The following is a 21,140-nucleotide window of genomic DNA, read 5'->3' as shown; positions in this document are numbered from 1 at the left end:
GATCTAATTAAGAGTTCTTAGAAATTATTTTTACTAACTTATCAAAAATATCATCATATACAGAACTTTTTCTCATAACTAAATCTATTTCTCGATAAAACTCTGCGTTATCAACAGTTATATACTTAATATTTTCTGTTTTTGTGCAAGCTATTTTAGGTATTAATGTTACTCCTTCATCAATAGAGACCATCTGTCTTAATGTCTCTAAGCTACTGCCTTTAAAATCTCTATTATTAAAATCATCTAACTCACAGAGCTTTAAGGTTTGATCACGAAGACAGTGGCCTTCATCAAGAATCATAAGATTTTCTTTAACCAGATCTCTAACACATATACTTTTACCTTTTGATATTGGATTATTCTTAGCTACAGCAGCATAGAACTTATCTTTTAAAACCATTTTTCTTTTGAATTGGTAATTGTCTGTTGGGGTTGCTAAAAGGGCAAAATCAATTTTTCCTTGATCAAGCATATCTACAAGTATATCTGTCTTTTCTTCAATTACAGAGATACTTATATTTGGTATTTCTTGTTTTATTATTGGTAATACTTTAGGCATTAAATATGGGCATAAGGTTGGAAAAGCACCAATAGCAATTCTTATTTTATCGTTCTCAAGTAATAGTTTTGATATTCTTTGTAAATTGTTTACTTCATCAAGAATCTTATATGCTTGGTTAATTATTTTAATCCCACGTTTTGTTATTAGAACCTGTTTAGAACCTCGCTCGAATATCTGTACTCCAATATATTCCTCAAATTTTTTTATTTGCATACTTAATGCTGGTTGACTTACAAAGCACCTTTCAGACGCTGTAATAAAGCTTTTAGTCTCATATACTGAGATGATATATTCAAGTGTACGAGTATTCATATAAGTAAATCTTATTGTAATGATAAGTATTATATATTTTAAATTATGTTTTATACTTATACAATATACAGTGAATCTTAACAAAGCAAGGAGCTAAACATGACTAAAAGAGTACCTAATGTAACTTTTAAAACTAGAGTTAGAGATGAAAGTATTGGTGGTTCTAATCCATTTAGATGGCAAGATGTAACTTCAGCAGATATCTTTGATAATAAAAGAGTAATAGTATTTTCATTACCTGGAGCATTTACACCAACTTGTTCTACATATCAGCTACCAGGATTTGAGAATAATGCAGCTAGATTTAAAGAACTTGGTATCCAAGAGATTTACGTTTTATCTGTAAATGATAGTTTTGTTATGAATAAGTGGATCCAGGCTCAAGATGTTAAAAATATTAAGCCAATTCCTGATGGTAATGGTGAGTTTACTCAAGGTTTAGATATGCTTGTAGATAAATCTAATCTTAGTTTTGGTAAAAGATCATGGAGATATGCTATGATCGTAAATAATGGTGAAATCGAGAAGATGTTTGTAGAGCCAGGTAAACGTGATAATGCTGAAGATGATCCATATGGTGAGTCTTCTCCAGAAAACTTATTAAAATACTTGGAGTCTAAGTAAGTAATGAAAAAAGTTGTTTTAATAGGAGCTTCAGGGACTATTGGTTCTGCTACATATGAAAGTTTAAAAGTAGCTGGTTATGAAGTTATTACAGCTAGTTTCTCTGGTGAAAAGACTGATTTTTCTGTAGATATACAAGATCCTAAGTCTATTAAAAACCTATTTGAAAAAGTAGGTGGTTTTGATGCTTTAGTTTCTACTACAGGAAAGGTTGCCTTCAAAAGTATACAAGAGATTGAGCAACAAGACTGGGATTTAAGTTTAAGTAACAAACTTCTAGGACAGATAAATCTTGTTCAAATTGGATCAAAATATATTAATGAAGGTGGTTCTTTTACATTAACTACTGGAATATTAAATGTTGAGCCAATAGCTATGGGAAGCATAGCTGCAACAGTTAATGCTGGTTTAGAGGGGTTTATTAAAGCTGCTATTTTGGAATATAAAAATTTCCGTATTAATACAGTAAGTCCGACAGTCGTTGAAGAGGCTTTAGGCAAGTATGGACCATTTTTTGTTGGATATAAACCTGTAAAAGCTGAAGAAGTTGCACAGGCTTATTTAAAATCAGTTGCAGGCATTGCAAATGGCCAAGTTATAAAAGTAGGTTTTTAATAATTTTTTCTAACAATTTTCTAATGAGTTAATATTTCTAAATTTGTTAACTTATACTATATCTTTGATACTACTGTATCGAAGACTTCTTTTATTGATAGGTTTGATGTATCTATAATTATTGCATCGTCAGCAGGTCTTAATGGCGCAGTTTTACGATTGCGGTCTTGGAAATCTCTCTTTTCAATATCTGCTAAGATTTTATCAAAATTAGGATCTAATCCTTTAGATTCTAACTCATCAAATCTTCTTTTAGCGGTAACTTTTGTATCAGCATCAAGAAAAAATTTATATTTTGCATCAGTAAAAACTACTGTGCCCATATCTCTACCATCTGCCACTAACCCTTGCTCTGTTGCAAATTCTCTTTGCTTATCTAATAAAATTTCTCTTACAGAAGGGTAGGCTGCAACTTTTGAAGCAAGCATACCTGTTTGTTCAGTGCGAATCTCTTTTGTTACATCTTTATCATTAAGAAATGCTTTAACAATATTATCTTCAATTTTAAAGCTTATATTTAAACTTTCTAAGGTTTGATATACGTGTGATTCACTTTCAAGGTCAGTATTATTGTTATAACAATGAAGAGCAGCTAATCTGTAAATAGCACCACTATCCAGTAACTCATAATTTAAATATTTTGCTAATGCTTTAGCTAGCGTACCTTTACCAACGCCGCTAGGTCCATCGATTGTAATAATTTTATAATTGTTCATTTTCAAAATCCTGCATAAATCTAACTAGTTTTCTAACATCTTCAAGAGATACTGCATTATATAAACTTGCTCGACAACCACCTATATTACGATGACCTTTAAGTCCATAAAAGCCTTTTTTATCAGCAGAGGATAAAAACTTATCGGTTAATTCAGAAGTTGGTAAATGAAAGATAACATTCATATTTGAGCGATATTCTGGTTTAATATCATTTTTATATATCTTTGAATTATCTATAGCTGAATAAAGTAAATCTGCTTTTTGATTATTAAATTCTTCAACCTTGTTTAAGCTCGCATAGCTCTTAATTAGATATTCTAATGTAAGCTCAAATGTCACCCATGATATAACGGATGGAGTGTTATAAACTGAATTTGATTTCTTAGTAATAAAATAATCAAAAACCACAGGTATATTTGCTTTTTGCTGAATTAAAGAATCTTTAATGATCACTATTGTTAAACCAGGAATACCAGCATTTTTTTGAGCGCCAGCATAAATTAAGCCATAATCAGTAACATTTATGGGCTTTGATAAAAAGCTTGATGACATATCACAAACTAATTCTGTGTTACATGATTTAGCTAATTTGTTGATTTGGAAACCATCTACAGTTTCATTGTCTGTATAGTATATATAGTCGTACTTATTAGAAGTGAAGTTTTCAGCTATATTTTCATCATATTTAACTGCTGTTACATCAATGAATTTATTTGCCTCTTTTGCAGCTTTTTCAGACCATTGACCACTACATACATATAAAGCTTTATTGTATTTATTTGATAAATTCATAGGGATAGTAGCAAATTGGGCAGTGGCCCCAGCCTGCATTAGTAGAATTGAGTAATTATCTGGGATATTTAATAAGCTTCTTAAGTTTTTTTGTATAGCGTCATGAACTTCATCAAAAACTTTATCTCTGTGAGATATTGATAGTAACGAAACTCCGGTGTCTTTGTAGTTAGTCATCATTTGCTGAAGAGCTTGTATAATGGAACTAGGTACGACAGCAGGGCCAGCGCAAAAATTTATTTTCATTTAGTAAAATAATGATTAAATATTTTGAAGTTAATTGTAACATAACTAATATAGCTAAATACATATAAAAGTACTAGGTATTTAAGCTTGATATCATTAATCAGAATATTTTTTGAACCTATTTTTTTATCCTATAACTGTCATCATAGGATCGTTCCGTTAGCAATCTTAAAATTTGATTCTATGATCAAGTTGTAGAATAACCAGTTTTTGGGAGTGCTATAAGATCCTTAAGTTTTGTTAGAAGTATTATTTAGAATTAGTTTTTAACCAATTTCTTGGTTTAATATAATCATATATCTTAGCTTCCTCAGAGTTTTTTTCAGGATGCCAGTTGTATTTCCATGTTGCCATAGGAGGCATAGAAGATAGTATAGATTCTGTACGTCCACCACTTTGTAAACCAAATATAGTACCTCTATCAAAGACTAAATTAAACTCTACATATCTACCTCTACGATAAAGTTGGAAATCTTTATGCTTTTGTGTATATGCAATATTTTTTCTTTTTTCTATTATAGGTAAATAAGCATCTAAATATGAATTTGCACAGTCAGTTACAAAGTTAAAACATTCATCAAATGATTTGTCATTTAAATCATCAAAGAATAATCCGCCAATACCACGACATTCATCACGATGCTTTAGATAAAAATAATCATCACACCATTCTTTAAATTTAGGGTAATAGCTTTTATCATGTTTATCACAAGCATCTTTAGCTGTTTGGTGCCAATGTATAGCATCTTCTTTAAATGGGTAATAAGGAGTTAAATCAAAACCTCCACCAAACCACCAAATAGGATTATCTGTATCAGCCCCAGCAACAAAAATTCTAAAGTTTGCATGAGATGTTGGTGCAAAAGGGTTGCGAGGATGTATAACAAGGGAAACGCCTGTTGCTATAAATGATTTACCTGCAAGATCTTGTCTTTTGGCGGTAGCTGACGGTGGTAAAGCATCACCGTGAACTCTTGAAAAAGCTACAACACCTTTCTCAAAGATATCTCCTCCTTCTATTATCATTGAATTACCATAACCTTTAAGTTTCTGATCAGGAGTGTTGGGTTTTTGCCATTTATCGTTGACGAATTTTGCATTATTAGTTTCATACTTTTCTAATGCTGTGGTAATATTTTGTTGAAGTTGTATTAAAAAATTTTCAAATTTTGAGATTTTTTTTTGCATTACTTTAACCTTATAATTAGATTGCTATTTAGTAAATTTAATAGCAGAAGGGTTAGGGTTAGGGTTAGTTTATTGGTACTATTTTACCAGTAGGGGAGTAAAATTGCTTGTAAAAAATAAAGGCTTTGGAACTAAAGAAATTATATTGTTAGTTATATTCGTAATAATAATTATTACTTCAATATTTTTTGTTTATTTGAATCATAATTATACAGCAAGGTTGTCTAATGAAATATCAAGGCTTAATTTATTTAAAACTAGAGTATCAACCGAGTTGATCTATGGAAATGGTACTGTAGAGAAGCAAAGCTCAAAAAATGATTTATATGCGCTTGTAAATATTTCAGCTAATAAAAACTATCAAAATATCAAATCACAAAATATTTATATAAGAAACAATGGTCAGATTATAGCAAGGCTAGATGATACATATTTAGGTAAGGGCAGTATAGTATTGACACCTTATGTTAAGTCTAGACATAAAGTAGAAGATCCATATATAATCTGGGATTGTTTAATTATTTCAAATAAAAATATTCCTCAGTTCTTAATGCCAAATAACTGTATTATAAAATTAATTTCAGAATAGTGTTGCTTAATAATTGATTGGTGTTATTATTAAAAAATAACAATAGCAATATGAAATGCTTAAATTAAAGATTTCATTTCTTATAGTAAAGTTAATATTAGTTATTTAATTTAAAAGGAGAATTAAAATGCTAAGAGTCAGGAGTGCTGGTTTATACATGTTGTTTTTGTGTCTGATTTATACAAATATTTCAATAGCATCTACAATAGAGCAAAATAATGATGGTAGTACACTAAGAAAACAGGAAAACGGAATTGTAAAAGTTACTGAGGAAAATGGGAAAAAACATAAAGTATATTTTTATAAAAAAACACCTTATGCACTGTGTAGTAAAGCTTTATGTACTTGGAAAAAAGGTAAAAGAGCAACATGTTTTTGCCCAGTAATATATCCTTCTAAATTAGATAATAGTGACTCTTGGATGGGAGCATCATTGTCACCATATGACTCAGAAAGAACTACTAGCACTTATAATAAAAATGGTAAAATGAATACTGTTGTTTCAACATTTTCACTTGCAAATATTATAAGTGTAGGAAAAATATCAGCATGTCCAGCTAAAGGTAATTTAGAATATTCTTGGGCTGATTGTTTTGGTGTGCGATGTGATGTGACACAAAATCCTAGTGTAGCAGAATGTAAATGCCCGGTTAAGCAATCTAAAGATTATATATCAATGGGAGTTAAATCTGAAAATCTATGTTTTACAGGTAGTCCTGATGGTAAAAATTATTCATATGGATGGTCAGCAGAGGCTCTAGAAATGGGTGCTCGCAATCAAGATATTCTAATGAGTTTTTATAAGAAATATTTTCCAGGAAGCCCCCCTACTAAGATTAGCTTTAAAAAATAAATAGCTCTACTATTATGAAAACATAAGCTAAGTTCAAAATAGATAAAGAAATACTTGTAATAAAATATAAGGAGATGATATGAAAGTAAAAGCGTATGGTGTGGAGCTAGCTAATGAAAAGTTGAAGCCCGTTAATATTCAAAGAAGAGACTTATCGAAAAATGATGTTGAAATTGATATTTTATATTGTGGAGTTTGTCATAGTGATATACATATAACTAGAGATGAATGGCTTTTTCATAAATCAATTTTTCCTATGGTTCCTGGGCATGAGATTATTGGAAAGATAACAAATATTGGTAATAACGTTGATAACTTTAAAATTGGAGATTATGTTGGAGTTGGTTGTATGGTTGATTCATGTCGAACATGCAACCCATGTAATCAAGGGCTAGAGCAGTACTGTGAAAAAGGTTTTATTGCTACTTATAGTTCAGAGTATCCTAAGCATAATGAAATAACTCAAGGAGGGTACTCTGAGAAAATAGTAGTTGATAAAGATTTTGTATTAAAAGTGCCAAAGAACTTAGATCTAGCTGGAGCAGCGCCATTACTTTGTGCTGGTATTACAACATATTCTCCTCTTGCTCATTTACAAGTAAAACCAAATGATAAAGTTGGTGTCATTGGTTTAGGCGGATTAGGACATATGGGGATAAAAATAGCTAAAGCTATGGGGGCCGAGGTTACTATGATTACAACTTCAGAATCAAAAGCTCAAGATGGTCTTAAGTTGGGAGCTGATAAAGTGCTTATATCTAGAAATAAAGAAGATATAGGTAAGCACTCTAGCTATTTTGATGTTTTGCTAAACACAATACCTGTAGAACATGATTTAAATCCATATTTACAACTTTTATCAATAGATGGAACTATGTCTATGGTTGGCTCATTTAATGCAAATGATCCTATATTAGGAGCTAATTTGATATTTAACCGTAGAAGCATTAATGGATCTTTAATGGGAGGTATTAAAGAAACCCAAGAGATGTTGGATTTTTGTGGCAAGCATAACATAACAGCAGATATTGAAACTATTGATATTAAAGATATTAATAAAGCTTTTGATAGGATGTTAAAAAATGATGTTAAATATAGATTTGTAATAGATATGAAATCATTAAAACAAAGTACTAATCCTTCAAATATAGATATTTAAAGAAGGAAATTAAGTATGAAATATTTTTTAAAGATATTTTTTTTTATGATGATATGTAATGTTTTATTTGCATCTATATATGAGACAGATATAAATGGAGTTCCATCATTTTCAAACTCATATAAAGGACATAGTGGAGAAAAAATCAATATAGATCATATAAATACTATAAAGAATAACTCTTATAATAAAGATCAAATAGGAAGTTCCAAAAGTCATTATGTAGTGAAACAAAAAGATAAAAAAGATGCAGGTCCAGAAATGGAAGTATCTCATCCACGAGTAATTCATGATGCAAATAATAACTATAAATATAGGCATTTACAGAAAGATCATAGAGCTCAAGATAGGAATCATAATAAAGGTTATAATAAACCTAAAGTAACTGCTAATAAGGATCAAAAAGATAATTACCAAGAAAAATCTTATCAATCACAATATGACAAAAAAAGTGATTTAATATCTCAAAAATCTCATAATAATGACTTTAATATGAAAAAATCATCTTCTATAAATAAGAGAAATAATTAGTAAAGCTATATTTTAGATTGCTATTTTTAATAAATATCAGTATAATCCACTCTTGCTCTTTGCTATGCAAACAATTGTTTTATTTGTGTAGCTTATCAGTAAAAAAACTTAAAGAAAATGATAAACCGTAAGGAGTTTATAGCAATGAAACATTATGAAATCGTTTTAATGATTCACCCTGATCAATCAGATCAGTTAGAAACAATGCTTGGTAAATACCGTAGTATTATCGAAGAAAAAGGTGGAAAAATCCATAGATTCGAAGATTGGGGACGTCGTCAGTTGGCTTATCCTATAGAAAAACTTCACAAAGCACACTATGTGTTATTTAACGTTGAATGTGCTACTGAGTCATTAGAAAAGCTTCAAGAGTCTTTAAAGTATAACGATGCTGTACTACGTCGTTTAATAATCTCTCAAAAAGAAGCTGTAACTGAGCCATCTATAATGATGCAATCAAATGAAAAAGAAGTAATTTAATTAGGGGTATTTCAAAATGAGTCGTCGTAAAGTTTGCCGTTTCACTGTTGAAGGCGTAAAAGAAATTGATTATAAAGATGTAAATAAGTTAAAAGCTTATATTACTGAAACTGGTAAGATTGTTCCTAGTCGTGTAACAGGTACATCTGCTAAGTATCAAAGACAGTTGTCTACAGCTATTAAAAGAGCTAGATTCTTAGCATTATTACCATACTGTGATCGTCACTTTAACTAATACCGGAGGTTGATTACAATGCAAGTTATTTTAAAAGAAAAAGTTGAAAATCTTGGTGTATTAGGTGATATCGTAAATGTAAAACCTGGTTATGCTAGAAACTTCCTTATCCCTTTTGGTAAGGCTGTTCAAGCTACAAAAGCAAACATCGAAGTTTTTGAAGCTCAAAAAGCTGAACTAGAAAAAGCTGAGAAAGCTAGATTTGATGCAGCAGTTGTTACAGCTGATTCTATCAAAGATAAAGTTTACACTATCGAAGCTCAAGCTGGTGATGGTGGTAAGCTATTTGGATCAGTAGGTACTGCAGAAGTTGCTGAAGCTGTTTCTAAAGAGTCTGGTAAAGAGATTGAGAAAAGCCAAGTTCGTATGCCAGAAGGTGTTATTAGAACTACTGGTGAGTTTGAACTATCAATCCATGTTTATACAGATGTAGATGCAGACATTAAAGTAAATGTTGTAGCAATGCAAAGTTAGTTTTATAATAGTCTAACTAACACATATATCTTGATAAATATAAAAACCATGTGTTAGGCATGGTTTTTTTGTATTTAATATAAGGGTTTTTTGAAGTCTATGGATCATCAATTTAAAGCTGCTGAGACTACTTATTCACTTGAAGCAGAAAAAGCTATTTTGGGAAATATACTTTTAAATAATCAAAATATAGAATTAGTTGAAGATTTACTTTTGACTGATGATTTCTTTGACAAAAGACATAGAATTATCTATAAACAAATAAATACTCTAAATCAAGCAAACACACCTTTTGATGTTTTAATATTAAGTGAGTATCTTGCTACTGATGGGCTTCTTGATGAGGCTGGTGGAGAGGCTTATATTGTTGATTTGGTAGCAAATACACCATCAGTATCAAATATTAAAACATATGCTAATATCGTAAAAGACAAAGCTAAACTTAGAAGCTTGCAAAATAGTGTAAATGATATAGTTCAAAAAATATATTCAGCTGACTCAAAAAATCCAGATGAGGTCATTGATTATGCTGAAAGTAGAATTTTAGATATTGCTAAAGAGAGAGAAACCCTTACAAAAGGTCCTGAGTCTATCAAATCTGTGATCCCAAAACTTGTAGATCGTATGAGTGCTATTGTTGATGCAGGCACTGGATTAACAGGACTTTCGACAGGCTTTATTGATTTGGATAAAATGACTTCAGGATTACAGAGAGCTAATTTAGGAATTATAGCAGCTAGACCATCTATGGGTAAAACTGTACTTGGTATTAACATTGCTCAAAATGTTGCAAAAATTTCTGAAAAGCCAGTGCTAGTTTTTAGTTTAGAGATGCCATCAGAAGATATTGTAACAAGGATGCTAGCAAGCCAAGCTCGAGTTGAGATGAATCTTCTAAAAGAGTGTAATCGCCTAAATGATGCACATTGGGTTAAAATCACAAAAGCAATGAAAGATCTTAGTGATATGCCTTTGTATATAGATGATACATCTGGCTTAACTCCAGCTGAAATGCGTTCTAGAGCGCGTAGGTTATACAATGAGCATGATGGTTTATCAATGATTTTGATAGATTACCTTCAGTTGATGAAAATTCCTGGCTATGAGACAAATAGAACCCTTGAGGTATCTGAAATTTCAAGATCATTAAAAGCTTTGGCAAAAGAGCTTGATATACCTGTTATAGCATTATCACAGCTAAACAGGGCGGTAGATGATCGTAAGGATAAGCGTCCAATGATGTCAGATCTAAGAGAGTCTGGTGCGATTGAGCAGGATGCCGATTTGATTATGTTTATTTATAGGGATGAAGTCTATAATAAAGATAAAGAAGATAATAAAAACCTAGGTGAGATAATTATAGGTAAGCAACGTAATGGGCCTATAGGTGCAGTCCATGTTAGGTTTGATGGGCAGTTTGTTAGCTTTGCTAATTTGACTAATGAAAATGATAATATTTTACCAGGTGATATTGGTTACAACGAGTAGCCTTTTATAAGATTGATAAGAGATATTTTATGCAACAAGAAAAAACAAATTTACTTGGTCTTAACCAAAAAACAATGGAAAACTTTTTCGTTTCTATTGGAGAGAAAAAGTTTCATGCTAGACAAGTTTTTAAGTGGATTCATAAAAAGGGCGTTATAGATTTTGATGCTATGACGGATTTAGGGAAAAACTTGCGTGCTAAATTAAAGCAGCAATCAGAAATAGTTGTTCCTAAAGTTGTATTTAGTAAAGCATCTAAAGATGGCACACATAAGTGGTTGATAGATGTTGGTGGCAGTGCTGTTGAGACAGTTTTTATACCTGAGGAAGGTAGAGGAACTTTATGTGTATCTTCTCAAGTTGGATGTACTTTAAATTGTAGTTTTTGTTCTACTGGTAAGCAAGGATTTAATAGAAACCTATCATCGGCAGAGGTTATATCTCAACTTTGGATTGCAGCTAGAACATTATCAAAAAATAGTGGTGAACATGACTTTAGTGTCACAAATATCGTTATGATGGGTATGGGTGAGCCATTAATGAATTTTGAAAATGTAGTTCCTGCAATGGATATTATGATGGATGATTTAGCTTATGGTTTATCTAGACGTAAAGTAACTTTAAGTACTTCAGGTGTTGTACCAAGAATATATGATTTACTTGAGCAATCTGGAGTATCACTAGCGGTATCATTACATGCTCCAAATGATACGCTTAGAAATGAGATTGTACCAATTAATAAGAAATATAATATTGAAGAGCTCTTAGATGCGTGTAAATTATATGCAGAGAAAGGGCCTCATAAGCATATAACTTTTGAATATACGTTAATGCAAGAGGTTAATGATAACTTGTCAGACGCAGAAGAGCTTGTCGAGCTATTAAGATCTCGTGAAGTTCCTGCTAAAATAAATTTGATTCCTTTTAATCCATATCCAGGAACTCCATATAAAAAACCTAGTGGAAATAGAATCCATAAGTTTAAGGAGTATTTGCAACATAGGGGCTTTGTCACTACAGTTAGAAAAACTCGTGGTGATGATATTGATGCAGCATGTGGACAGCTTGCAGGTGATGTGATGGATAAAACAAAAAGAAAAGAGAGATATTTGAAAAAGATTGGAGATACTGATGAGAATTAATCTTAGAAAGATTCTTACCTTAGCTATAGTAGCAAGTACTTTATCTGCGTGTGCAACTGGATCTCGAACAGATGCTTCCTCAGCTCAACAAAATACTAATCAAAGTCAAAATAGTTCGAATGATATAGTTGATGGTAATACTGCAGAATATACAGTTCCAGCTACGACTAAAAGGAAAGCTAATTTTAAAAAAGCTACTGAGTTATATGCTGAGTTAGCAATTACTTATGCGAGTGAAGGATATCTTGATATGGCTAAAGATAGATTAATTCGCGCACAAAATTTAGAAAAGCAACATGGTTATGACTTGGCAATTGTTGGGTATGCTGCAGGCTATTATTATCAAACTATAGGTGTTAATTCTATTGCAGAAAAATACTATAGCAATACGGTAGATGATCACTCTAATAATTTTGAGGCAATAAATTTTTATGCTCAATTCTTATGTAAAGAAAGAGATGAGTATAAACAAGCTGAAAAGTTATTTGATAAGTCATTATATTTATCAGATAACGATAATATGGCTCAGACTTTATTCCTATATTCAGAGTGTGTATATAAACAAGGTAATAAAGATCAAGCTTTAAAGCTTATGATCAGGGCAAATAAATTTAGGACAAATTATAGATCAGCAAAATTACGTTTAGCGCAGATGTATTTTGAAAGAAAAGAGTATAAAAAATGCTATAAAGTTATTTATAGTATGAGTGATGATAAAGAGTTTTTCTATAACAAAAAAGTTCTTGAATTAAGACTCAAACTAGCAGAATATGCTAATAACAGAAGTGAAATTGCGACAATTAAGCTTATTCTATCTTCTAGTGACTATAATAATAATGATATGAATCAGTTTTTTTCAAAAGCTGATATGGGAGATATAAATAATGCGAAAGCTAAATAGGTTTGATGATAAAAAGGCGCCAGAGAGGTTGCAAAAAATACTTGCTAAATATGGAATCGGCTCTAGAAGAAAGATAGAAGAGTTTATTCAACAAGGTAGAGTAAGAGTTAATGGCAAAGTAGCTACAATAGGTGACAAAGCTACTGATAATGATAAGATTAGCTTTGATGGAAAAGCTTTGCATCTATATGGTCAACCAATGACTAGACCTAGAGTTGTAATTTACCATAAAAGAGAAGGTGAAGTTTGTACAAGTAAAGATGAGAAAGACAGAAAGACAGTTTTTGATTCGTTACCAAAACTAGCAAAATCTCGTTGGATAATGGTAGGTCGTTTAGATATAAATACTACTGGTTTATTGCTTTTTACTACAGATGGAGATCTTGCTAATAGACTGATGCACCCTTCATATGAAATAGAAAGAGAATATGCAGTTAGAGTTTTTGGTGAGCAGCTATCTGAAGAGACAATGAAAAAGCTTAAAGAGGGTATACAACTTGAAGATGGTGTGGCTAAATTTAATCATATAAAATTTTCAGGTGGAGAAGGGGCAAACCTTTGGTATTATGTAACTCTTTCTGAGGGGCGAAATAGAGAAGTTAGAAGAATGTTTGAAGCTATTGGAGTAACAGTTAGTAGGTTAACTAGAGTTAGATTTGGAGAAATTAATTTACCTAAATTTGTATCTAGAGGTAAAACACTGGAGCTTACTCCTTCAGAGGTTAATAGACTTAGAAAATCTGTTAAACTTAAAGAATATTCTTTTCCAAAAAAATTAGTTGATAGGTTAGAGAAAAAGTAATGAGTTTTGAAAATCAGTTAAGTGATATTTTTGATTTGGATATTTGGGAGTTAAAACCTCAATATAAGTCATCTAGTCAATCACAGGCTGATTTTGAAAATAATACTATCAATTCAGAAGAATCTATTGTTAGTCTTAAACAAGAGGTAGATGTAACTAAAGAACTAGTCTATACGAATAGTATTGATAGTAATAAAATTATTAATATATTCATTCAAAAAGATCTTAATATCCAATTTTTAAATAATATTGTAGATGGTTTATTCTTTAATTCAAAAGTAAGTATTTTTAGAGTTCAATCCTCTGATATCCAATTAGAGTCTAAAGAAGTTAATCTTTTTGAGAAAGATTTTATATTAGATAGTGATAAACTGTTAAGTGTACAAAATAAAAAGTATATATTATCAAAACTATATGAACATGCAGATTTTAAATCTAAATAGTTCGTATTTTGATAATGTTATCAGTCTTATTCGATTATCAGATAAAGATTTTAGCTGGTCAGATCAGCAGATTTTAGACTCATTGGGTCAAGATTTAGTTATTGGTTTAATCGAAAATCATAAATTAAAAGCGCTAGCGATTTTTAGTTGTATTTTTGAAACAGCTGAGCTTTTGTATATTTGTGTTGATAAATCTAATCAAAATAAAGGTTTAGGTTATAAAGTTCTTAAACAATCTTTTACATACTTGTTAAGTCAAAAAGTTACAGAAGTTTTTTTAGAAGTAGATGTAAATAATCATGTAGCTATAAAACTTTATAATAAGCTTGGTTTCAAAAAAATATCTAGACGTAAAAACTATTATAAAAGGCAAGATGGTAGTTGTAGCGATGCATTAGTTTATAAGTTTAAAATAAGCTAAGCTAAATAATATTAAAATACTAAAAACTATGATATATTGTGTCAGTAAGACAGCAGGGGTGCTATCAAACGATAGCTGAGAAGAACCCTTAGAACCTGATCTAATTAATATTAGCGTAGGGAGTTTGTTTGATATATCTTTAATTAAAAGAAAGGTCACTCAAACTTCTATTATTTGCCAAATAATAGGAGATTAACATTGGAAAATTTTGGTTATATAACTTTAAATATATCATTAATACTTTATTTTGTACATTTCTTGCCTCAGACTATTCATAATCAGTTTAAACATAAAACCTCTGAGATTAGTCTTTGGACACATTCACTGATGATATTTGCAAATGCATTAGATTTAATTTATGCAGTAGGATTTAATTTACAGTGGCAATATGTACTTATAGATATTATTTTATTGTGTTTTTTAACTATTCAGCAGTTCCAAATTTTAAATGATAGAAGGCAAAGAAAGATAATCATTCATACCATATTGATTTTGATCTTTTTAGCATTAATAGCGTTAACTATTTTTTTAATTAAGTTAGATAAAATGTATTTACTATGGTTTGGCTCAATAAGTGGTGTGATTTATAATATTTATTATCTTCCTCAAATTGTTAAAAATTTCCTACAGAAAGATGCTCAAGGATTTAGTATTTTTTATTTGGGACTCTTAGCTATCAATATTTTATGTGATATAAATAGTGCTTTCTTTTTACATTGGCCTATTGTTTCACTGCTTGTTTCTTGTAGTATGCTTATTTTAGTTGCGATACAAATATTTCAATATTTATATTATAAAAACCTATTTTTAGAACCTACATTAAGTAAGGCCTAAACAAATTATAAACTTTTGAATAGTTTATGTTAGAATGTCTGCTAGTCATACATAGTAATTTTAGAATAATATCGTAATGAGAAAGACATTTAAAACAATATTTTTTTTAGCTATTTGTTTAGTATTTAGTAGCTCGTTTGCTAATACTAAAACTTCTTATACACCATATGAGATAGGTCAGTCATTAGGGAAAATTTCACATAAAAGTTTTAAGTCTATGAAGACTGAGTTATCAAAGAAGGATTTTATTGCAGGATTTGATGATACTATCTTAGATAAGAAGCCCAACCTCAATAAAATATCTGATCAAGATTCATATGAAGTAGGTATGATTATTGCTACTCAATATAAATTAAACCTTAAAAAGTTAATTAAGGTTGATAAGAAAAGCTCTCAAGAGTTTGTTAAAGGGTTTAATAGTGCTGCAGATGCGGATAATACTAAACTAACAGCTCAGGATAAACAAATACTAGCAAACTTTAAGAAATCAGATGATCAAGATGAGTAAAAATAGCATAATTAATTAATATTTTATTGATAAATAAACTACGCTACTTTATTCTTAATCCTAATTAATTATCTATATTTTTTACAATGGAAAAACTTAAAGATATCCAAACTCTTATTGAAAGTGATATAAAAAACAATAATCAGTTTATTATAAATTCTCTTTCTTCAGATGTTGTCCTCATTAACCAGATTAGTCACTATATTATAAATAGTGGTGGTAAAAGATTGCGTCCGCTTTTGGTTATGCTTTTTTCACGAGCGTTAAATTACCAAGGTGATAAACACCTTGCTTGCGCTGCTATTATTGAGTTTATTCATACTGCGACATTATTACATGATGATGTGGTTGATAACTCAGAATTACGTAGGGGCAAAGAGACAGCTAATAATGTTTTTGGTAATGCTGCGAGTGTTTTAACGGGAGACTTTTTATATTCAAGAGCTTTTCAGATGATGGTTGGTTTAGATAATATGCAAATTATGCAGATACTAGCTGATGCAACAAATAAAATCTCTGAAGGAGAAGTTTTACAGCTTCTAAATGCAAGAAATTCTGAGCTTACTGAAAAAGACTATACTAATGTTATATATTGTAAGACAGCAAAGCTTTTTGAAGCAGCATGTGAGTTATCTGGAGTGATTAGTTTAGATAAAGATAATTATCAAAAACATCAAGAAAATATTAAAAGTTATGGTGTTTATTTGGGTAATGCATTTCAGATAGCTGATGATGTTTTAGATTATGTTTCAGATGCTGAAAGCTTAGGCAAGAATATTGGTGATGATTTAGATGAGGGTAAAATGACTTTACCTACAATTTACGCACTTGCTAATATTAATCAAGAAAAACAAACAATACTAAAAAAAGCTATAGAAGAAGGTCAATATGATATTGATGAGATTGTAACTATAGTTAAAAATAGTGGTGCAGTAGAGTATTCATATAAAGTTGCCTGTCATTATGCCGATCTAGCAAAACAATCTATAGGTTTCTTACCAGAGTCTGATTATAAACAAGCTATGATATTATTATGTGATTTAGCTGTAAAAAGAAAAAGCTAGATTATTTTCTCATTAAATAATTTATTATGAAAAACTCTTAACAGTTATTTTGAAAGAAAGAGCTTGGTTTGGACCTATAGCTGCAGGAGCTCTTGTTCCATAAGCTGTATCTGGAGCACAATATAGGATAACTGTAGAACCTGTAGGGATCTGTGGTATTGCATCTTTCCAGCACTGGATTAGATTTGTAAGAGGGAATGAAACACCTTTACTTGAATCAAAGCTTGAGCCTATAAGTTTACCATCTTTAATAGCTTTAACAGCTTTTTGACTATCTTTTGCATATACAACAGCAGGAGTAGTTCCATCATATGCGATTGTTACTTTGCTATCGGCATTTGGCTTTTTACCGCTACCTTTTTTTATCATTTGATAGTAAACACCATCATTTACTTTAGTGATTCCATCAATTTTTGAGATTTCACTAATCAGTTTTTCTGAATTTGATTTATTCTGTTTAGCTATATCAACCTGTTTTTTTATTAATTTATTTTTTAGGGTTTGCATGTTTTTTTGAATTTGATCTTCTGATAGCTTAGGTTTGTTACCTTTTAAAGCATCTTCAAAACCTTCAGCAGCTTTTGAATTATCTATACCAAAATTTTGGTTAGCTATTCCAGAGCCAATTTGATAGCCTATAGTATAGCTAGCTTGAGATTCAACTTTTATTCCAGTTGGTGCTTTAGTATCACTATATGCACTAGCAGTTAACCCTATTAGTGAGCATGACGTAAGAGCCATTATTTTTTTTAGATTCATGTTTTCTCCTTGTCTATCTTTGTATATCATTTTTTGAAATATTAAAAAAATCAAAAAGCTCTTTATCCAACATTTGTGATGGAGATATATTTGAAAGAGCCTTAAATATTACATTCTTTCTATCTGGATTTTTTTCTTCCCATTTGTTTAGCATATCTTTTATGAATACTCTTTGCAAATTATCTTGAGAACCACATAAATTACATGGAATAATTGGGAAGTCTTTTAGCTCAGAGTATTGTGATGTTTCTTTTTCACTAACAAAAGCAAGAGGGCGAATTACTATGTTTCTTTTATCATCACTTAGAAGTTTAGGAGGCATTGCTTTGATTGTGCCGTTATAGAATATATTTAAAAAGAATGTTTCGATAATATCATCTCTATGATGGCCTAGAGCAATTTTTGTTATACCATTTTCTTCAGCAAAGTCATATAAGATGCCACGGCGCATCCTTGAACATAAGCCGCATGTTGTTTTACCTTCTGGAATTACTTTTTTAACTACACTATATGTATCTCTTTCAATAATATGAAAATTAACTTCTTTTGATTTTAGATAGTTTGGTAGTATTTCCTCTGGAAAGCCTGGTTGCTTTTGATCCAGATTAACAGCAATTATATCAAATTTTATAGGTGCTTTTTGTTGTAATAATAGTAGTATTTCAAGTAAGCAATAAGAATCTTTGCCTCCTGATAAGCAGACCATTATCTTATCACCATCTTCAATCATATTATATTGGTTAATTGCTTGAGCAGTTTTTCTAAGAATTTGTTTTTCAAGTTTTTTTAGATTTTGTTTATTAGTATCAGTCATTTTTTTCTAGAAGTTTTTGTTTTAAGTCTGTTGGGAGTTTTTGTAATCTAGATGTCTTTGAGTTATAGCATGCTAGCTTAGCTTTTGCTTTAGTAACTATCTTATCATCACCAAGAATTCTTATTTCATAATCAAATTCAATGCTTGCGGCACCTATTTTAGAAATATATTGAGTAACTTCTATTTTATTTGGGTGTTGTAGCGCTAATATATATTTACAGCTTTGTTCAGTAATTACTAGTTGAATAGAGTTTTCTTTAGCCCAATTCATTAATCCTGTGTTTTCGTATGCCCAAGTTGTTCGAGCTTCTTCAAAATAATCAAAATATTTGCCATTATTAACATGATCATTCTTATCAGTATCTGACCAACGAACATTAGTTATAATTTTAAATGGTTTTGAATTCATTTTATTGCCTCAGATTAGAAGATATAAGATAGTAATGGCTTACGAGGTATTTCGCAACTTTCTAGTTGTGCTGAATATTTTCTAGCAACATCGGCAGTTTTACGCGCATAATTTTTTAAGAAAGAGTTATTTCTATGACTACCACGTTTATAACCGCCAATACCTTCATGATAAGCAAGATATAGATCATAAGTATTTGTTTTACTAATACCTGTCTTATTATGAACATCATTTAGATACCAGCCAATAAAATCAACTGCATCAGCATAGTCTGAGCGTGAAACAAAACTTTGTTTAGTTTGTTTTTTATAATGGGCCCAAGTTCCATCTAATGCTTGAGAGTAACCGTATGCGCTAGAAGCACGTCCTTTAGGAATAAATCCAAAGTAGTACTGCATCGAGGGTTTAGCATCTGCTCTAAAAGAAGATTCCTGTCTTACAAAAGCCATTTGTACATTTAGTGGAACTCCCCAACGATTATAAGAGTCAACCATGTCATAATACCAATCTGGGTATTGATGAATAATACTACAAGCATTATTTATGTTTCTAGGTTGAGCTGTTGTACAAGATCCTAAGATTGCTATAGTTGAAATTACACCTACTAGTCTGATTATTTTTTTCATTATAAATACCTATAAAAAACACCTACTACTTTATCCTGAAATCTACGCGCATTATAACGATCTGAACGTTTTAAATCATTTAACATTATTGAGAATGTTATACGATGATTCTTTGCAGTTAAAACATATCCAGAAAGAGTTGATACTCCAGAAAGAGTACCTGTTTTAGCATGAACCTTACCTAGAAGTTTTCCTCCCATTCTATAAGCGATAGTGCCATTCATTCCTGATGCTGGTAAATAATGATATAACTTTTTACCAACAGGACTGTTAAATGTTTTAGTTAGGAAATGAACCATAAAATCTGGAGATACTCTATCAAGCTGAGAAAGCCCTGAGCCATCATACATTGTTAGCGCTGAAGTATTTAGGCCTAGTTTATTATATATGATGTTTTGAACAGCTTTGGTTCCAGCTTTAGTTGACCCAACACCTGTTTTTTTAAGAGCTACAGTGTTTAGGATTGTTTCAGCATATAGGTTATCTGAGCGTTTAAGAGTTTTATCTATTATATAGCCAATTGATGCTGAAGAAGTTGTTAGTTGTGCAGGATAGCCTTTAGGTACTCTACTAGCTATTGAGACACTGCCATGTCTTATTCCATCACTATTTAAAAAATCTTTTATAGTCTCTAGAGTTTTTAAGGCAGGGTTTTTTATTGCTAACTCAAACATTCTTTCAGCTGCTCTGGATAAGTATCCGCTAATATGCACAACATTATTATCATCCATGTAAATGACAGTCGCCCTAGAAGCGCTTGTATACTTTGTAGTATTTTCAATAGTAATATTACTAGCATTACTTAGTTTTATTACTCGAGTAGATAAGCTATTTGGATTTTTTGCTAGTTTAATAACTGTACAGTTTCTATTCATTGTAAAACTAGATGCAGGAGCTCCATAACAAAAAGAGCTATCTTCTTTTGACCATCCTTGTGGAACATATGGTCCAGAGAATACTCCTACTAAATATATATCTCCTGTTACTCGATTTATGCCTTTTTCTGTTTTTATTCTCTTAATAAGTTTTGCAAGTTGTGTTCCTGTTAAAGATGGATCACCTGAGAATTGTATATACATATCACTATATAGAGTATGGTTTTTAACTCTATCGGAAGGGTAGTTTACCGATGTTGTAAATCTAAAGTTACTAGGAAGAGTAAAAAGAGCTGCAACCATAGTGAAGACTTTATTGTTACTGGCTGGTTTCATCGCTCTATTTTTTGCATAAGAGTATAGTTCTTTGCCTGAATTTGTTCTTTCGGCAGCTATAGCTATTTTAGCATCTGACAAGCCGTATTTTTTTACTAGGTATTGAATTTCGCTACGTGTACTAGCTGCCAAAGCGCTACTAATAGATATAGTAAATATAGATAGTATTATTAATAACTTAGTTCTTTTATACAAAATTCTTAATCCGTATAGTTTTTTCAATACAATATTAACTTCAGATAATAGCATTTTATATGATATAAATACAGCTGAACATTATAAGTTTTATACTAACTTTAAATCTCTATTAGACTCTTGAATTTGCTATAAAACCAAGA

At 30.7% G+C, this 21,140-nt stretch carries 27 protein-coding genes and 1 riboswitch; of the genes, 18 read left to right on the top strand and 9 right to left on the bottom strand.

Annotated elements, in window-relative coordinates; genetic code table 11:
* Positions 1-7: 7 nt before the first annotated feature.
* Positions 8-877, bottom strand: a complete 870-nt coding sequence (locus tag F3D62_RS10870; RefSeq protein ID WP_150468271.1) for a LysR substrate-binding domain-containing protein — start codon at positions 875-877, stop codon at positions 8-10.
* 99 nt (positions 878-976) lie between these two features.
* Between F3D62_RS10870 and F3D62_RS10865 the strand changes: the two genes are divergently transcribed.
* On the top strand, positions 977-1,501 hold the full coding sequence (locus tag F3D62_RS10865; RefSeq protein ID WP_150468270.1) for a peroxiredoxin: 525 nt from the start codon (positions 977-979) through the stop codon (positions 1,499-1,501).
* Between the two features lie 3 nt (positions 1,502-1,504).
* The gene (locus F3D62_RS10860; RefSeq protein ID WP_150468269.1) at positions 1,505-2,116 is read left to right on the top strand and encodes a short chain dehydrogenase; all 612 of its coding nucleotides are present in this window, start codon (positions 1,505-1,507) and stop codon (positions 2,114-2,116) included.
* A gap of 56 nt (positions 2,117-2,172) precedes the next feature.
* Here F3D62_RS10860 and cmk read toward each other — a convergent pair whose 3' ends face one another.
* The 3 genes from cmk to hemF all read right to left on the bottom strand — a co-directional run bounded on the left by cmk (position 2,173) and on the right by hemF (position 5,059).
* Positions 2,173-2,832 carry a (d)CMP kinase gene (gene cmk / locus F3D62_RS10855; RefSeq protein WP_150468268.1) on the bottom strand — a complete coding sequence of 220 codons (660 nt, stop codon included), beginning with the start codon at positions 2,830-2,832 and terminating at the stop codon, positions 2,173-2,175.
* The gene (gene serC / locus F3D62_RS10850; RefSeq protein ID WP_150468267.1) at positions 2,819-3,871 is read right to left on the bottom strand and encodes a 3-phosphoserine/phosphohydroxythreonine transaminase; all 1,053 of its coding nucleotides are present in this window, start codon (positions 3,869-3,871) and stop codon (positions 2,819-2,821) included. The genes cmk and serC overlap by 14 nt, the downstream gene beginning before the upstream one ends.
* A 249-nt stretch (positions 3,872-4,120) precedes the next feature.
* On the bottom strand, positions 4,121-5,059 hold the full coding sequence (gene hemF, locus F3D62_RS10845; protein ID WP_150468266.1) for an oxygen-dependent coproporphyrinogen oxidase: 939 nt from the start codon (positions 5,057-5,059) through the stop codon (positions 4,121-4,123).
* Positions 5,060-5,162: 103 nt separating this feature from the next.
* On the opposite strand from hemF, the gene F3D62_RS10840 reads away from it, so the two are divergent.
* The 16 genes from F3D62_RS10840 (at position 5,163) to F3D62_RS10765 (ending at position 16,983) form a co-directional block, all read left to right on the top strand.
* Positions 5,163-5,648: a transposase gene (locus F3D62_RS10840; RefSeq protein WP_224732684.1), complete on the top strand. Its 486-nt coding sequence runs from the start codon at positions 5,163-5,165 to the stop codon at positions 5,646-5,648.
* A 127-nt stretch (positions 5,649-5,775) separates the two neighbouring features.
* The gene (locus F3D62_RS10835) at positions 5,776-6,501 is read left to right on the top strand and encodes a hypothetical protein (protein ID WP_150468265.1); all 726 of its coding nucleotides are present in this window, start codon (positions 5,776-5,778) and stop codon (positions 6,499-6,501) included.
* Between the two features lie 79 nt (positions 6,502-6,580).
* Entirely contained in the window at positions 6,581-7,660 is a 1,080-nt protein-coding gene (locus F3D62_RS10830) for an NAD(P)-dependent alcohol dehydrogenase (protein ID WP_150468264.1), read from the top strand.
* A gap of 15 nt (positions 7,661-7,675) precedes the next feature.
* Entirely contained in the window at positions 7,676-8,191 is a 516-nt protein-coding gene (locus F3D62_RS10825) for a hypothetical protein (RefSeq protein ID WP_150468263.1), read from the top strand.
* Between the two features lie 144 nt (positions 8,192-8,335).
* Positions 8,336-8,671, top strand: coding sequence for a 30S ribosomal protein S6 (gene rpsF, locus F3D62_RS10820; RefSeq protein WP_150468262.1), 336 nt, complete (start codon positions 8,336-8,338; stop codon positions 8,669-8,671).
* Between the two features lie 16 nt (positions 8,672-8,687).
* Positions 8,688-8,906 (top strand): 30S ribosomal protein S18, encoded by a 219-nt coding sequence (rpsR, locus tag F3D62_RS10815; RefSeq protein WP_070083940.1) that lies wholly within the window; start codon positions 8,688-8,690, stop codon positions 8,904-8,906.
* Positions 8,907-8,924: 18 nt separating this feature from the next.
* The gene (gene rplI / locus F3D62_RS10810) at positions 8,925-9,380 is read left to right on the top strand and encodes a 50S ribosomal protein L9 (RefSeq protein WP_150468261.1); all 456 of its coding nucleotides are present in this window, start codon (positions 8,925-8,927) and stop codon (positions 9,378-9,380) included.
* Positions 9,381-9,479: 99 nt separating this feature from the next.
* Positions 9,480-10,868 (top strand): replicative DNA helicase, encoded by a 1,389-nt coding sequence (gene dnaB, locus F3D62_RS10805; RefSeq protein ID WP_191092606.1) that lies wholly within the window; start codon positions 9,480-9,482, stop codon positions 10,866-10,868.
* 29 nt (positions 10,869-10,897) lie between these two features.
* Positions 10,898-12,010, top strand: a complete 1,113-nt coding sequence (gene rlmN, locus F3D62_RS10800; RefSeq protein WP_150468259.1) for a 23S rRNA (adenine(2503)-C(2))-methyltransferase RlmN — start codon at positions 10,898-10,900, stop codon at positions 12,008-12,010.
* A complete protein-coding gene (locus tag F3D62_RS10795) occupies positions 12,000-12,911 on the top strand; it encodes a pilus assembly protein PilF (RefSeq protein ID WP_150468258.1) in 912 nt (303 codons plus the stop codon). Before rlmN ends, F3D62_RS10795 begins: the two co-directional genes overlap by 11 nt.
* Complete coding sequence (rluB, locus tag F3D62_RS10790; RefSeq protein ID WP_150468257.1) at positions 12,895-13,713, top strand: 23S rRNA pseudouridine(2605) synthase RluB; 819 nt, start codon at positions 12,895-12,897, stop codon at positions 13,711-13,713. Before F3D62_RS10795 ends, rluB begins: the two co-directional genes overlap by 17 nt.
* The gene (locus tag F3D62_RS10785; RefSeq protein ID WP_150468256.1) at positions 13,713-14,156 is read left to right on the top strand and encodes a chloroquine resistance protein; all 444 of its coding nucleotides are present in this window, start codon (positions 13,713-13,715) and stop codon (positions 14,154-14,156) included. Before rluB ends, F3D62_RS10785 begins: the two co-directional genes overlap by 1 nt.
* Positions 14,134-14,577: a GNAT family N-acetyltransferase gene (locus F3D62_RS10780; protein WP_150468255.1), complete on the top strand. Its 444-nt coding sequence runs from the start codon at positions 14,134-14,136 to the stop codon at positions 14,575-14,577. The genes F3D62_RS10785 and F3D62_RS10780 overlap by 23 nt, the downstream gene beginning before the upstream one ends.
* A gap of 44 nt (positions 14,578-14,621) precedes the next feature.
* A riboswitch (TPP riboswitch) is annotated at positions 14,622-14,717 on the top strand.
* Positions 14,718-14,775: 58 nt separating this feature from the next.
* Positions 14,776-15,411, top strand: coding sequence for a PQ-loop repeat-containing protein (locus F3D62_RS10775; protein ID WP_150468254.1), 636 nt, complete (start codon positions 14,776-14,778; stop codon positions 15,409-15,411).
* 76 nt (positions 15,412-15,487) lie between these two features.
* Positions 15,488-15,919: a hypothetical protein gene (locus F3D62_RS10770; RefSeq protein ID WP_150468253.1), complete on the top strand. Its 432-nt coding sequence runs from the start codon at positions 15,488-15,490 to the stop codon at positions 15,917-15,919.
* Positions 15,920-16,005: 86 nt separating this feature from the next.
* Positions 16,006-16,983, top strand: a complete 978-nt coding sequence (locus F3D62_RS10765) for a polyprenyl synthetase family protein (RefSeq protein WP_150468252.1) — start codon at positions 16,006-16,008, stop codon at positions 16,981-16,983.
* A gap of 24 nt (positions 16,984-17,007) precedes the next feature.
* Here F3D62_RS10765 and F3D62_RS10760 read toward each other — a convergent pair whose 3' ends face one another.
* Genes F3D62_RS10760 through dacB form a run of 5 tightly spaced genes read right to left on the bottom strand, consistent with a single transcriptional unit; the run spans position 17,008 to position 20,997 of the window.
* A complete protein-coding gene (locus F3D62_RS10760) occupies positions 17,008-17,742 on the bottom strand; it encodes an FKBP-type peptidyl-prolyl cis-trans isomerase N-terminal domain-containing protein (RefSeq protein ID WP_150468251.1) in 735 nt (244 codons plus the stop codon).
* A gap of 13 nt (positions 17,743-17,755) precedes the next feature.
* Positions 17,756-18,556 (bottom strand): tRNA 2-thiocytidine(32) synthetase TtcA, encoded by an 801-nt coding sequence (ttcA, locus tag F3D62_RS10755; RefSeq protein WP_150468250.1) that lies wholly within the window; start codon positions 18,554-18,556, stop codon positions 17,756-17,758.
* Complete coding sequence (locus tag F3D62_RS10750; RefSeq protein ID WP_150468249.1) at positions 18,549-18,965, bottom strand: acyl-CoA thioesterase; 417 nt, start codon at positions 18,963-18,965, stop codon at positions 18,549-18,551. The genes ttcA and F3D62_RS10750 overlap by 8 nt, the downstream gene beginning before the upstream one ends.
* Before the next feature lie 14 nt (positions 18,966-18,979).
* Complete coding sequence (locus F3D62_RS10745; RefSeq protein WP_150468248.1) at positions 18,980-19,591, bottom strand: transglycosylase SLT domain-containing protein; 612 nt, start codon at positions 19,589-19,591, stop codon at positions 18,980-18,982.
* The gene (gene dacB, locus F3D62_RS10740) at positions 19,591-20,997 is read right to left on the bottom strand and encodes a D-alanyl-D-alanine carboxypeptidase/D-alanyl-D-alanine-endopeptidase (protein WP_150468247.1); all 1,407 of its coding nucleotides are present in this window, start codon (positions 20,995-20,997) and stop codon (positions 19,591-19,593) included. Before dacB ends, F3D62_RS10745 begins: the two co-directional genes overlap by 1 nt.
* Positions 20,998-21,140: the final 143 nt, after the last annotated feature.

It is taken from the genome of Francisella sp. SYW-9, assembly GCF_008711465.1.
Classification (GTDB): domain Bacteria; phylum Pseudomonadota; class Gammaproteobacteria; order Francisellales; family Francisellaceae; genus Francisella.
Note: the sequence above shows the minus strand (reverse complement) of the source record. Positions and strands in the feature narration are given on the sequence as shown.